This window comes from Conexibacter woesei Iso977N (assembly GCF_000424625.1).
In the GTDB taxonomy this organism is placed as follows: Bacteria; Actinomycetota; Thermoleophilia; order Solirubrobacterales; family Solirubrobacteraceae; genus Baekduia; species Baekduia woesei_A.
Genome location: NZ_AUKG01000002.1, coordinates 512,575 through 524,804 on the forward strand (window position 1 = coordinate 512,575; position 12,230 = coordinate 524,804).

The window sequence follows — 12,230 nt, forward strand, 5'->3', positions numbered from 1 at the left end:
CGATCAGATGACCCAGCAGCACGAGTACGACAACCCCGAGCTCGACTGGTACGAGGACGAGGAGACGCCGGAGCAGGACGCGGTCCCGCGGCGGCCGAAGAGGAGGCTCGTCACGCCCGTGACCGGCGCGCTGGCGGCGATCGTCCTGGTGGCCGGCGGGTTCATCGGCGGCGTGCAGGTGCAGAAGCACCAGGGCGGGTCGTCGAACGGCGCCGCCGGCGGGGGCGCGGCGCGCGGGAACTTCGCGGCGCGGTTCGGCGGCGGGACGGGTGCGGCAGGCGCTGCGGGCGGCGCGACGCAGGGCGGCGGCGCGGGGGCGAGCGGCTCCGGCGCGTCGAGCGCCACGACCGGCACGGTCGCCAACGTCAAGGGCTCGACGATCTACCTGACGACGTCCGACGGCACGACGATCAAGATCAAGACGAACGACAACTCGAGGGTCACGCGCAACGCGTCGTCCAGCGCCTCCAACATCCACCCGGGCGACACGCTCGTGGTGCAGGGGGCGAAGGCGTCGAGCGGGACCGTCACCGCGTCGTCGATCACCGCGACCGCCAGGGGCGTCTCGGCGTTCGGCGGGCTGGCGGCGCTCGGAGGCGCCGGCGGTGGCGCGCCGGGTTCCGGGGCGTCGGGCACGTCGTCGTCCGGGTCCTCCACCTCCGGCGGCGCGCAGATCCCGCAGGGCTTCGCCCCTCCGGCTGGGTGAGCCGGGGCGACCAGACGGCGTAGTTCGGCCCGCGCCCGTCACAATGTGGGCAGTGCCGAACATCGCCGTCACCGGTCACCGCAACCCGGACACCGACTCGATCGCCGCCGCGATCGGGTACGCCGAGCTGCGGGGCCGCCAGGATCCCGACAACACGTACATCCCGGTCCGGCTGGGGGACGTCAACAGCCAGACCCGCTGGGTGCTGGAGCAGGCGGCCGCCGCCGAGCCGATGTTCCTGCCGCACATCATGTTGCGCGTCCGCGACGTGATGGCGCAGGACTTCTACGCGGCGGGCGTCGACGACCCGATCCGCGAGGTCGGCCTGACGATGGCGGCCGAGAAGCTCGACGTGGTCCCGATCGTGGACCACGACGGCAGGCTGGTCGGCGTGATGACCGAGCGCGCGCTGGCACGGCGGTACATCCGCGAGACGCGTGAGGCGTCGTCGCTGGTCGACACGCCGACGCGGGTGAGCGCCATCGCCGCCGCGGTGTCCGGGTCCCAGGTCGTCGGTGACGACATCACGGTCGCCGGGCGCGTGTGGGTGTTCGCGATGGCGACCGACTTCCCGGAGTCCGGGATCGGCGCGGGCGACGTCGTGGTGCTCGGCAACCGCGAGGACGCGCAGCTGAAGATGATCGAGCGCGAGGTCGCGCTGCTCGTGGTGTCCAACGGGCTGGCGCCGAGCGACGACGTGCTGCGCGCGGCGCGCGAGGCGGGGACGGCCGTGGTCGTCTCGGAGCTCGACTCCTACGTCTGCGGCCGTCTCACGACGCTGGCGGCGCCGTGCAGCGCGCTGATGGACACCGATCCGGTGACGGTCCGGGGCAACGACCTCCTGGAAGACGTCACGGACATGATCAAGGACGTGTCCTACCGCGCGGCGGTGGCCGTCGACCGTTCCGGGCACCCGATCGGGCTCGTGACGCGCACCGACCTGGTGAACCCGACGCCGCGCGACGTGCTCCTGGTCGACCACGCCGAGCAGGGCCAGAGCGTGCCGGGGATCGAGCAGGCGCACATCGTCGAGATCCTCGACCACCATCACATCGGCTCGATCGAGACGCGCGTGCCGGTGAGGGCGACGTTCGACCCGGTCGGCTCGACCTCGACGCTGGTGATCGAGCGCTTCCTGCAGGCGGGGGAGGAGCCGACGAGGCCGACCGCGACCGTCCTGCTGGGCGCGATCCTCAGCGACACCGTGATCCTGAACTCGCCCACGACGACCGACCGCGACCACGCGGCGGTCCGGTGGCTGGAGAGGTTCCTCGACCTGGACGCCGCCGAGTGGGGGCGAGAGATGTTCGAGAGCGGCAGCGATGCCGCCGACGCTTCCGCCGAGTCGCTGCTGGGGCGTGACTCCAAGGAGTACGAGACCTCCGAGGGACCGATGTGCATCGCCCAGGTCGAGACCGCCGGGAAGGTCCTGGTCGACCGGCTCGGCGAGCTGCGCGAAGCGCTGCAGGCCCAGCACGACAAGAACGGCCACGTGCTGAGCGCGCTGATGGTCACCGACATCCTGGAGAAGCACACGCAGCTCCTGATCGCCGGCGACATCGCGACCGCCGAGCGCGCGTTCGGGACGTCCGCGGAGGACGGGATCCTCGACCTGCCGGGCGTGATGTCGCGCAAGAAGCAGGTCGCACCGCCCCTGCTGGGCGCGTTCTAGGCGCGCCGCCGCGGGGTGGCGCGGCGGTAAGCGTGGGGCGACACGCGGAAGTTGGCCGCCCCACGCGGTAACCGCTGGCCGCGCTCGTGCGCGGCAAGCTTCGTCTAGGCGGCCCGCCTGGTGGAGGCGGCCGCGATCTCGCGGACCTCGGGGCCGACGCGGGCGAGGATCGCGCGCAGGTCCGCGCGCGCCGGCTCGTCGAGGGACACCGGGACGGGATAGCCGCCGTCGGGCGCAGGCACGGTCAGCGCCCCACAGATGCTCAGGAGGTTCCCTACCGGGTCGACGAGCGGCGCGTCGTCGCGGACGAGCGCGTAGAGATGCTCGACGGCGCCGCGGACGCGGCCCTCATCCGCCAGCTCGATCACGCCGGCCGCCGCCAGCGTCCGGACGTGGTACGCCACCGATCCCAGCGTCCCGCCGGTGATCCGGCTGATCTGCGTCGGGCTGATCGGCTTGCCGTAGCTGCGCATCACATCGACGACCTGATCGCGCACCGGGTGCGGTCTCAGCGTCGCCAACCGCTTCTGCTTCTCTCGCTTCGTGGCCATGCATCACGAACGTACGCGTTCAGCACAACACGGAAAAGTCGCAGCGGGACTATTCTCAGGTGGGACTACTCTGCGTCGTCAAGCACTTCTCAGTCGTGCTACGCGCCATGCTGACGCACGCCGGCACGCCATGCGGCCAGCACCGGGACCAGCAGGCGGGTGAGGGAGCCACCGGCGCGGACGAGCCGCCGGACCTCCTGCGGGTCGTGGGCGCGCGCGCCGTCGGTGGTCAGGTACATGGCGAACATCGAGCAGATGATCACGAGGTGGCGGTCGGCGTCCGGCAGCTGGGCGGCGCGCCGCAGCGTGAGCGCCATCAGCTCGCCGAGCCGCGCCACGGCCTCCGTGCGCGCGCCGTAGTAGTTGAGGTAGTTGTGATGACCGCCGGCGCGGTCCTCGTCCTCGTCGATGTAGTTGTCCAACAACGAGCTGAGCGTCGCGACCATGGTGTAGGCCTCGACCGTGGCGACGAGGTCGCCGCGCGTGGCGCCCGGCCGCGCCGAGGCGGCCAGCAGCGCGATCACCGTCAGCATCGAGCTGGCCCCGGCGCTCGACTCGAACCACCTGAGGTCGGGGTCGCGGGCCAGCTCGGCGACCGCGTGCGCGTGCAGCAACGCCGGCCGGTCCTGCGGGCGCGTCGTGTTCTCGAGGTCGAGCGAGCGCGCCCGCCGCACCTCCAGGACGACGAGGTCGAGCGCCTCCGCGTAGCGCGGCAGCCCGGCCCAGCCGGCGTGGCAGGTCGCCACCAGCGCGCGCAGGAGCTCGGCGTCGGCGTAGCTGCGCGGTGCGCGGCCGAGGTCGACGACCTCCGGGAAGCTCGTCATGTCCGGACCGCTGCACGGCAGGCCCGCGCCGACGCGCTCGCCGGTCTGGTCATGGTGGTTGGCGAGGATCTGGAACGCGACGAGCGCGCGCAGGAGCCGGGCGTCGCGCACGTCGCCGAGCGTCCAGAACAGCGCCGCGCCGTCGAGCAGCGGGCGCTTGGCCTCCAGCGTCGCGCGCATCTCGGCGCGCGCCGCCGGATCCGGGAGCGCGTCGGCGCGCGCCACCCACGTACGGTGCTCCGCACGCACCAGCCGCAACCCCTCCGTCAACTCCCAGGCCGCCGCGCGACCGAGCGCGCGGAGGCGTCCGGCGGTCACCGCCGCCGGGTCCATCGCCTGCATCACCACGACCTCCTGAAGCGTCCGACAGCCTCCGGCTACTCGCGCGCCGAAGGCAGAGACCGGGCCACGAGGTAGCCCGGGAGCACCACGGCGAGCGTCGATGCCGCGAGCACGGTGCCCACGGCGATCCCCGCGACGTCGAAGCGCAGCCCATGCACGACCGGGAACCCGGTCACCGCGGCCACGCCCTGCGTGCAGAGCACCTGGCCGAGCAGCCCGAAGAGGGCGCCGAAGAGCACGCCGACGCCGAACAGCGTCGCGCTCTCGATCAGCAGCGCGCGCCACACGAGGCCGGTGGTCAGCCCGAGGAACTTCTGGCCGCCGACGATCGGCCGGTGCTGCCAGAGCATGCCGATCATCGCGGCGCTCATCGCCAGCACGGCGGCCAGGAGCGTCAGCGTCGCGATCTCGCTGAGGCGCGCGAGGCCCTTCTCGGCGACCTCGCTCTGGCGCGCCGAGCGCTGCGCCGCGGTCTCGACGAGCAGGCCCGAGCGCTTGCCGAGCGCGGCGGCGACCGAGCCCCGGACCTCGTCCGGCGAGTGGCCCGGCGCGGCCTGCACCTGGTAGGCCGCGACGGTCGCGGGGCCGGGCCAGGCGCGCCGGAAGTCGCCGGCGCCGATGACGATCGCGCCGGAGGACCAGCCGAGGTTCGTCGTGAGCGCCGCGACGCGCAGCGCCACCGGATGGGGGCTGGGCAGCGTGAAGCGGTCGCCGATCCCGACGCCGAGGCGGTCCGCGAGACCCTTGGAGACGAACGCCCAGCCACCGCTTGCGACCTGGGCGTTCGCGCGTGCGGCGTTGCCGTCCAGCACCTGGGTGCTCGTCACCTGCGGCGGCGCGCCGGCCGCGGCGCCGACCAGCCAGGCGCGCTCGTCGGCGACGTCGAGCAGCGCCGCCGGCTGCTGCGCGACGCCCGCGACGCCGGGCGCCGTCTCGATCCGCCGCAGGTCGCGCGGCGCGAACGACGTCGTGCCGATCGAGCTGCCGGCACCCGCCGCGGTGACCCACACGTCGGCGGGGGCGTTGAGCTGCTGGGAGAGCTGGTCGAGACCGCCCTGCAGGTTCGCGCGCGCGCCCTGGAGCGACATCGCGCCGAAGACGGCGATCGCCCCGGTCGTCGCGATCGCCAGCGCGCGTGGCCGCCAGCGCTTGGCGCCGAGCTGGTGCAGCGCCAGCTCCAGCGCCGCCGAGGAGTGCGAGCTGCGGCGGTTGAGCCGGCGCAGCCCGTCGATCGCGAAGCCGAGGGCGAGCGGCAGCAGCCCCGCGACCGCGCCGGCGAGCAGCACGAGCCCGACGACGACGGCGCTCGGCGCGACGACGGTGATGACGATCGCGGCGACCAGCGCGGCGAGGCCCAGCGCCCAGGTCGGGATCGGGCGCCGCGTGCCGCGCGTCCCGGTCGGTGCGCGCGTCGTGCGCCGCGGCGCGACGGCCTCGGCGACCAGCCCGCGGACCGGTCCGAGCACGCCGACGATCGCGGCGAGGATCCCGCCCACGACGGCGATCGTGATGCTCTGCCACGACACGATCCGGACGTCGCCCATCGCGAACGCGCCCGACAGGAAGCCGACGTCGGACCTGAACCCGTGGCGCGAGACCAGCTCGCCCACCGTCAGCCCCGCGGCCACGCCGAGCACGCCGATCGTCGTCGCCTCGACCATCAGCGTCGTGACGGTCGCCGACGGCGGGAAGCCCTGGCGGCGCTGCTGCGTGACGAGCTTGCCGCGGTCCGACGCCGTGACGAGCAGCGCGCAGATCGCGAACAGCCAGCCGACCAGCGCGCTGAGCGCGCTGAACACCGCGGAGGCCTCGGTCGTCGGCTTGGTCGCGTGGTCGAACAGCTCGGTCTCGTAGGAGGACGCGCGCACGTCGGCGCCGCCGACGTGGAGCGCGCTCAGCTCCCTCCGTACCTGGCCGATCTTGCCCGGCTCGGCCTCCACGAGGATCCGCGACACGTTGTGGCCGACGCCCGCGAGCCGCTGCAGGTAGTGCAGCGGCACGAGGACGACCGACGTCTTGACCAGCTCGCCGAGCTGGCGCTCGCCCGCGACCGCCGAGGGCACGACCAGCCGGCGCCCGTCGACCTCCAGGCTCGCGTCGTCGCCGAACAGCAGGCCGATCCTCTGGGCGACGAGCGCCGGGACGATCACGGTCTCCTGCCTCGCCGCGTCGCCGCTGCTGAAGCCGCGCAGGAGCGAGCCACGGAGCCTGACGATCCGCGGATCGGCGCCGTTGAACGTCACGTCGGCCTGGCCCTGCTGGCCGATGAGGTTGCCGGGGACCTGGAGGATCGGCGCCGCGCGCTTGACGCCCGGCAGCGCGACGACCTTGTTGTAGGTGTCCTCCGGGATCGTGGTCCCGCCGCGCGCGAGCACCTGCAGCTGGCCGGCGCCGACGATGCCCGCGTTGAGGCGCTTGACCGGTCCGGACAGGGAGGTCGAGGCGACCTGCGTGGCGTACAACAACGCGACGCCGGCCGCGATGCCGAGGACCGCGAGCAGGTCCTGGATCCAGCGACGGCGGCGCAGGCGACGGCGGTAGAGGGCGAGCGCGGCGGAGACGCGCAGCCGGCCCGGGGGGACCGGCTCGAAGCCCCAGGAGCTCAGACCCACGGATGGTCCCCGCTGAGCGACTCGACGTCGTGCAGGTGGCCGTCCTCCAAGGCGTACACCTTGTCCGCGAAGGCCGCGGCGCGCTCGTCGTGGGTCACCAGCAGCGTGGCCATCCCGCGCTCGTGGGTCTGCGCGCGCAGCAACGAGAGGACCTCGTGGCTGAGCTTGCTGTTGAGGCTGCCGGTCGGCTCGTCGGCCAGCAGCACCTTGGGGTCCAGCGACAGCGCCTGTGCGATCGTCACGCGCTGGCGCTCGCCGGCCGACAGCGTGTCGGCGCGGTGGTTGAGGCGGTGGCCGAGGCCCAGCTCGTGCAGCAGCGGGGTGACCTTCCGGAAGCCTTCACGCACCGACTTGGTGGCGACGAGGTGCTTGATCGCGGCGTTCTCCAGGACCGTGGCGCCCTCGTCCAGGCCCGCCTCCTGGTGGACCCAGCCGAGCGTGTACATGCGGTACCTGGCCGCGTCCTTGGCCGACAGCCGGGTCACGTCGACGCCCGCGACGAGCACCTCGCCGGAGTCGAGCGGCTCGATCCCGGCGGCGATGCGCAGCAGCGTGCTCTTCCCGGAGCCGGACGGGCCGTAGAGCGCGACCAGCTCGCCGGCCGCGATCATCAGCGACAGCCCGTCGACGGCGCGCACGGGCTCCCCGCCGCTGGCGTAGTGCTTCCGCACCTCGCGGAACTCGAGCAACGGTGTGTCTGCCATCGCGCGCTCAGCCGTCCGCGCGCAGCGGGATGACGGTGCCGCCCGGGCGGACCGAGGGTCCGTCGAGCCTGCCGTCGCGCAGCGACCAGATCCGGTCCAGGCCCCTCAGTTCGACCAGCTCGGCGGCCGTGACGAGGACGGCGACGCCGGTCCCGGCGATCGACGACAGCAGCTGCATGACCTCGTCGCGCTCGACCGCGCCGAGCCCGGCCAGCGGGTCGTCGGCGATCAGGACGCGCGGGCCGCGGACGATCGCCTGGGCGAGCGAGGCGAGCATCCGCTCACCGTCGCTGAGCACGTCCCAGGGCTCGCCGCCGATCTCGTGGGCGCCGGTGCGCTCCAGCGCGCGGCGGGCGAGCGTCAGCGCTTCCTTGTACGAGTGGCTGAGCAGCAGCGACGACGCGATCCAGTCCTCGACCGGCATCTCGTCCAGCTCGGGCCCGCGCCGGTTGGCGAGGCCGACCTGCGCGTGCAGGATGCCGCCGCGGGCGGAGTTGAGCGGCTGGCCGTCGAGGAGCACGTTCCCGCGGTCCGGGGTCAGGATGCCCGCGGCGACAGCGGTCAGCGTCGACTTGCCCGCGCCGCGCCTGCCCCAGACGCCGGCGATCTCGCCGGGCATGAGCGCGAGGTCGACGTCGTGGAGCACCATCGTGGAGCGGCGGCCGCGGAGGTAGCAGAGGCTGACGTTCTCGAGGGTCAGCACGGCGGGCATGTGTCAGGCGTCCCTGCTCAACGCGTGGAGCTCCTCGAGCTCGGCGCGCAGGTCGCCGAGCACGGTCGCCTGCGCGGCGACGTCGGCGGCCTGGTACTTCGCGACGAGCGTGCGGAGGACCGTCCTCCACGGCGCGTCGCGGCGCGCCATCGCCAGCGGCTCGGGCGTGACGCTCCACTCCTGGAAGCGCGTGACGCTGAGCTGCTCCAGGTCGGCGGCGAAGGCGATCAGGATCGGCAGGTCGGCCGGGCGCGCGACGCTCACGCGCACGCAGAGGTCGTCGAAGCTGCGCGGGGGCGTGCGCGCGTGGCGGTCCAGCTCGGCGAGGCCCGCCGTGGTGGCCGCGAAGATCGTCCGGTCGGGATGGCGCGACGCGGGGGAGTCGGCAGCCGGCGCGTGCGGCGCGATCAGCCCGTCGGCGTTGAGGCGCTCCAGGTGGCGGTACACCGTCGAGCGGCCCGGGCGCAGCTGGTCCGGGACCGGCCAGCGCTCGATCTCGGAGTACAGGGCGTATCCGTGCGCGGGCTCGCGGGCCACGAGGCCCAGGACGGCGTGTCGTGTCGATTCTGCCAAGGGGATCCTCGTTCGGAAACGCGAATATATCTGGCGCGGTCAAGCGATATCCAGTGCTGTGTTCAAATTGCGATCCAGCTGGTACGTTCGTGTTTGTGATTGCTGCAGCTCGCTCTACCTTCTTGCTCGTGATCGCCCTGCTCGTAGGGGGATCGACCGCGTTGGCCGCTCAACCGGTCAAAGAGCACGTCGATCTCAAAGTCGTAAGCAGGACCGCGGGCGGGACCAGGTTCGTCCACAACGGCACGGCGACGGGCACGTTCGCCGGCTCGGTGAGGTCGAGGATCACGCTCGCGCACTCGGTCGTGATGACGGGCGTCGTGACGATCAGGGCCAGGGGCGGGACGGTCACGATGAAGGTCAACGGCCGCGCGCGGTCGCTGTCGATGCGCACCAAGTTCAACGGCACCGCGACGATCACGGGCGGCACCGGGAAGTACGCACACGCCAAGGGTTCGGGCCAGTTCACGGGCGTCGTGAACCGCAGCACGTGGCACGCGACGATCGACGCAACGGGCTCGTTCACGTCTTGAGGCGCGGCCTGCCCGCGCTCGCCGCCGCGCTCGCGCTGGCGGCGCCGGGCGGCGCGGCGGCGGCCCAGAAGGCGCTGACGTTCCACGCCGCGTTCGGCCCGGGCGCGCGCCTGGGCGCGTCAACGGCGATCGTCTTCAGCGGTGACATCGCGGACCGCAGGATTCCCGTGATCGAGTTGCGGCTGCTCACGCCGGCCGGAGTCGACCTCGCCTCCAGCGGGCTCGGCGTCGCGTCCTGCACGCGCCCGAGGAGCGACATCCTCTCCGTGGTGGTCCCGGCGGCCGACGACAGCAGGCCCTGCCCGGTGAACTCGCTGATGGGCCTCGGCTCCGCGGTCGCCTCGCTGGACATGGAGCCGAGGATCGACGGCACGGCGACGCTCGACGTCTACGCGGGCGGCTCGGTGGAGGACAAGCCGGGACTCGTGATCGTGGCCAACACCTACAACCCGGTTCGCTTCCACCTCTTCTACCAGGGTTACCTGTACATCCCGCCGCCCGGCTACGGCGTCGGCGTCGCGATCCTGCTCCCGCAGGCACCGCAGCCGCCCTTCGGAGCGGCGCTGATGCTGTCGCACGTGCGCGCCGCGATCGGCGGGTCGGGCATCACCTACACCAAGACCAGGCACGGCCACCGCGAGACGTACCACCCGCGCGGGGTCACGCTCCCGGAGCAGTGCCCCCGAAGCGGGTTCCGCTTCCGCCTCATCGCCCGCTTCGCCGACGGTGCCCGGCGGCAGGCGGATGCCGTGGTCGCCTGCCCGAAGCGCTAACTAGGGCGTCGAGGCTTCGAGGGCCGGCCAGCCGACGTCTTGCTCTTTGAGGGCTTCGTCGGCGGCGGCGCCGCCGCGGAGGCCGAAGAGGCGTTTGGCGTAGAGGAGGTACACGACGACCGCCAGGTTGATGAGGAAGGCGAGGACCTTGAAGGGGGTCGCGTGCTCGCTCAGCTCGTAGACCTCGACGGGCAGCAGGGACGCCGTCACGATCAGCGTGAGGTACTCGGCCCAGCGCTTGCCGTACCAGAGGCCGATGGCCTCGACGCCCTCGACCAGCGCGTAGACGGAGGCGATCGCCGCGAAGAGGTGGAGCCTCGACGAGCGCAGCGAGAAGAGCTCGTCGAGCCTGTGCGTGATGCCGTTCCGCGCGCCCGCCCCGCCGTTGGCCGACTCGCCCGTGATGTCCCCCGTCACGCGCAGCACCGTGTCCCGGAGGTCGGCGCGGTTCGCGCTGAACAGCAGGATCGCGAGCGCCAGCAGCGCGAGCCCGATGAAGTGGGCGGCGCGGTTGACCGCGATCAGCCGCAGGACGATCTTGTCGCGCAGCGGCCGCCCCCGCAGCGGCAGCTCGATCTCGTCCCGCCCGGGCGGGACGTCGCGAGCGGGATCGGCAGGCAAAGCAAGGGGCAGCCAACTGTCACAGCGCAGGCACCGGTGCCAGCGCGTCCCGCCCTCGTCGCGCGCGATCACGGGATCGTCGACGCGGGCGGCGTCCAGCGCCACCAGCTCGTGCCCGGCCAACCCGCACACCAGCAGCTCCCAGTGGAAGCGCGGCACGAACCGGCGTGGCTTCTGCGCCCGCACCCCGGGCACTGCTCGTTGGCTCACCGTTCGACAACCTACCCGCCGCGCCAGCCGTCACAATGCACTTCATGGCCGTCGAAAGCACGCCTGCGCCGTCCTCGACGGACTCGCGGCTCGAAGATCTCGTCGTGATCTCCGGGTTCTCGGGCGCCGGCAAGTCCACCGCGATGGCCGTCTTCGAGGACGCCGGCTACTTCTGCGTGGACAACCTCCCGCCGGAGATGATCCGCAACCTCGTCGAGCTGTTCACGCACGAGGGGTCGAAGGTCGAGCGCGCGGCGGTCGTCTCCGACGTCCGCGGCGGCGAGTTCTTCACCCCGCTGGAGGGCGTGATCGACGAGCTCCACGCCCGCGAGCTGCCCGCCCGCGTCCTGTTCCTGGACGCCGACGACGTCGCGCTGATGGACCGCTACAAGGAGACCCGCCGCCGCCACCCGCTGGCGCCCGAGGGCTCGATCGCCTCCGGCATCGCGGCCGAGCGCGCGATGCTCGGCCCGATCAAGGACCGCGCGGACTTCGTCATCGACTCGACCGGCCTCAAGGCCTCCCACCTCCGCCGCCGCATCGCCGACGAGCTGCTGCCCCGCAACCGCCGCGGCCGCCTCGCGCTGACCTTCCAGTCCTTCGGCTTCAAGCACGGCCCGCCGCGCGACGCCGACCTCGTCTTCGACGTCCGCTTCCTGCCCAACCCGCACTACGTCCCGGACCTCAAGCCCAAGACCGGCCTGGACCCCGAGGTCGTCGCCTACGTCGGGCGCGAGGGCAAGCTCGCCGAGTTCTACGCCCTGCTCGAGCCGCTCCTGGACTTCCTCATCCCGCAGTACGAGGAGGAGGGCAAGGCCCACCTGAGCATCGCGATCGGCTGCACCGGCGGCCGCCACCGCTCGGTCGCGATCACCGAGCACCTCGGCCACCGCATCACGCAGCGCGACGACGTCGTCGTCGAGATCGAGCACCGCGACATCGGCCGCAGGCCCTAGCGCGCGCGATGATCGACCACGTCGGCTTCGAGGTCTCCGACCTCGCCACCTCGGCGCGCTTCTACGACGCGCTCTTCTCCCGCCTCGGCATCCGCCGCGTCCACAGCTCCGACGCCGCGATCGCCTACGGCTCCCACGAGCCCCGCTTCTGGATCGTCCAGCGCGGCCGCACGCCCGCCCCCGGCTACGGCCACGTCGCGATCCAGGCCGCCGGCCGCGCGGCGGTGGACGCGGCCTACGCCTCGGCCCTAGAGTCAGGGGGACGGGACGACGGCCCACCCGGACTGCGCCCCCAGTACGGCCCGCGGTACTACGCCGCGTACCTGCTGGACCCCGACGGCCTGCGGGTCGAGGTCGTCGCGGGCGGGCATTGACCCAGGGTGGACCGGTAGGGTCCGCCGTCCGCTGCACCGCACCGAACCTCGCCTCCAGCCCCTCAGG

General features: G+C 72.9%; 13 protein-coding genes. 6 read left to right on the forward strand and 7 right to left on the reverse strand.

What is annotated here, in order from left to right:
- Positions 1-7: 7 nt before the first annotated feature.
- Together H030_RS37160 and H030_RS0114740 are read left to right on the forward strand one after the other, a co-directional pair.
- A complete protein-coding gene (locus H030_RS37160; protein ID WP_051222743.1) occupies positions 8-706 on the forward strand; it encodes a hypothetical protein in 699 nt (232 codons plus the stop codon).
- 52 nt (positions 707-758) lie between these two features.
- Positions 759-2,378 carry a putative manganese-dependent inorganic diphosphatase gene (locus H030_RS0114740; protein ID WP_027006667.1) on the forward strand — a complete coding sequence of 540 codons (1,620 nt, stop codon included), beginning with the start codon at positions 759-761 and terminating at the stop codon, positions 2,376-2,378.
- Positions 2,379-2,482: 104 nt separating this feature from the next.
- On the opposite strand, the gene H030_RS37165 is transcribed toward H030_RS0114740, so the two are convergent.
- The 6 genes from H030_RS37165 to H030_RS0114770 all read right to left on the reverse strand — a co-directional run bounded on the left by H030_RS37165 (position 2,483) and on the right by H030_RS0114770 (position 8,660).
- Positions 2,483-2,929 carry a winged helix-turn-helix domain-containing protein gene (locus H030_RS37165; RefSeq protein WP_051222745.1) on the reverse strand — a complete coding sequence of 149 codons (447 nt, stop codon included), beginning with the start codon at positions 2,927-2,929 and terminating at the stop codon, positions 2,483-2,485.
- A 98-nt stretch (positions 2,930-3,027) separates the two neighbouring features.
- Positions 3,028-4,095 carry a DUF2600 family protein gene (locus H030_RS0114750; RefSeq protein WP_027006668.1) on the reverse strand — a complete coding sequence of 356 codons (1,068 nt, stop codon included), beginning with the start codon at positions 4,093-4,095 and terminating at the stop codon, positions 3,028-3,030.
- Positions 4,096-4,130: 35 nt separating this feature from the next.
- The gene (locus tag H030_RS0114755; RefSeq protein WP_027006669.1) at positions 4,131-6,707 is read right to left on the reverse strand and encodes an ABC transporter permease; all 2,577 of its coding nucleotides are present in this window, start codon (positions 6,705-6,707) and stop codon (positions 4,131-4,133) included.
- Positions 6,698-7,411 carry an ABC transporter ATP-binding protein gene (locus H030_RS0114760; protein WP_027006670.1) on the reverse strand — a complete coding sequence of 238 codons (714 nt, stop codon included), beginning with the start codon at positions 7,409-7,411 and terminating at the stop codon, positions 6,698-6,700. Before H030_RS0114760 ends, H030_RS0114755 begins: the two co-directional genes overlap by 10 nt.
- 7 nt (positions 7,412-7,418) lie before the next feature.
- A complete protein-coding gene (locus H030_RS0114765) occupies positions 7,419-8,123 on the reverse strand; it encodes an ATP-binding cassette domain-containing protein (RefSeq protein WP_027006671.1) in 705 nt (234 codons plus the stop codon).
- Between the two features lie 3 nt (positions 8,124-8,126).
- Positions 8,127-8,660 (reverse strand): PadR family transcriptional regulator, encoded by a 534-nt coding sequence (locus H030_RS0114770; RefSeq protein WP_027006672.1) that lies wholly within the window; start codon positions 8,658-8,660, stop codon positions 8,127-8,129.
- 164 nt (positions 8,661-8,824) lie between these two features.
- Here H030_RS0114770 and H030_RS0114775 point away from each other — a divergent pair, with 164 nt between their 5' ends.
- On the forward strand, positions 8,825-9,229 hold the full coding sequence (locus H030_RS0114775) for a hypothetical protein (protein WP_155892060.1): 405 nt from the start codon (positions 8,825-8,827) through the stop codon (positions 9,227-9,229).
- Positions 9,226-10,002, forward strand: coding sequence for a hypothetical protein (locus H030_RS0114780; RefSeq protein WP_027006674.1), 777 nt, complete (start codon positions 9,226-9,228; stop codon positions 10,000-10,002). The genes H030_RS0114775 and H030_RS0114780 overlap by 4 nt, the downstream gene beginning before the upstream one ends.
- Here H030_RS0114780 and H030_RS0114785 read toward each other — a convergent pair whose 3' ends face one another.
- Positions 10,003-10,833: a DUF2127 domain-containing protein gene (locus H030_RS0114785; protein ID WP_051222748.1), complete on the reverse strand. Its 831-nt coding sequence runs from the start codon at positions 10,831-10,833 to the stop codon at positions 10,003-10,005. It abuts the gene before it with no gap.
- A gap of 44 nt (positions 10,834-10,877) precedes the next feature.
- On the opposite strand from H030_RS0114785, the gene rapZ reads away from it, so the two are divergent.
- The gene (rapZ, locus tag H030_RS0114790; RefSeq protein WP_051223350.1) at positions 10,878-11,789 is read left to right on the forward strand and encodes an RNase adapter RapZ; all 912 of its coding nucleotides are present in this window, start codon (positions 10,878-10,880) and stop codon (positions 11,787-11,789) included.
- An 8-nt stretch (positions 11,790-11,797) separates the two neighbouring features.
- The gene (locus tag H030_RS0114795; protein ID WP_027006677.1) at positions 11,798-12,163 is read left to right on the forward strand and encodes a VOC family protein; all 366 of its coding nucleotides are present in this window, start codon (positions 11,798-11,800) and stop codon (positions 12,161-12,163) included.
- Positions 12,164-12,230 lie beyond the last annotated feature (67 nt).

Excerpts from the sequence above, each read along its gene's own strand:
- H030_RS37160 (WP_051222743.1), top strand. The coding sequence starts at position 8 with ATGACCCAGCAGCACGAGTACGACAACCCCGAGCTCGACTGGTACGAG.
- H030_RS37165 (WP_051222745.1), bottom strand. The coding sequence starts at position 2,929 with ATGGCCACGAAGCGAGAGAAGCAGAAGCGGTTGGCGACGCTGAGACCG.
- H030_RS0114750 (WP_027006668.1), bottom strand. The coding sequence starts at position 4,095 with ATGCAGGCGATGGACCCGGCGGCGGTGACCGCCGGACGCCTCCGCGCG.
- H030_RS0114760 (WP_027006670.1), bottom strand. The coding sequence starts at position 7,411 with ATGGCAGACACACCGTTGCTCGAGTTCCGCGAGGTGCGGAAGCACTAC.
- H030_RS0114765 (WP_027006671.1), bottom strand. The coding sequence starts at position 8,123 with ATGCCCGCCGTGCTGACCCTCGAGAACGTCAGCCTCTGCTACCTCCGC.
- rapZ (WP_051223350.1), top strand. The coding sequence starts at position 10,878 with ATGGCCGTCGAAAGCACGCCTGCGCCGTCCTCGACGGACTCGCGGCTC.
- H030_RS0114795 (WP_027006677.1), top strand. The coding sequence starts at position 11,798 with ATGATCGACCACGTCGGCTTCGAGGTCTCCGACCTCGCCACCTCGGCG.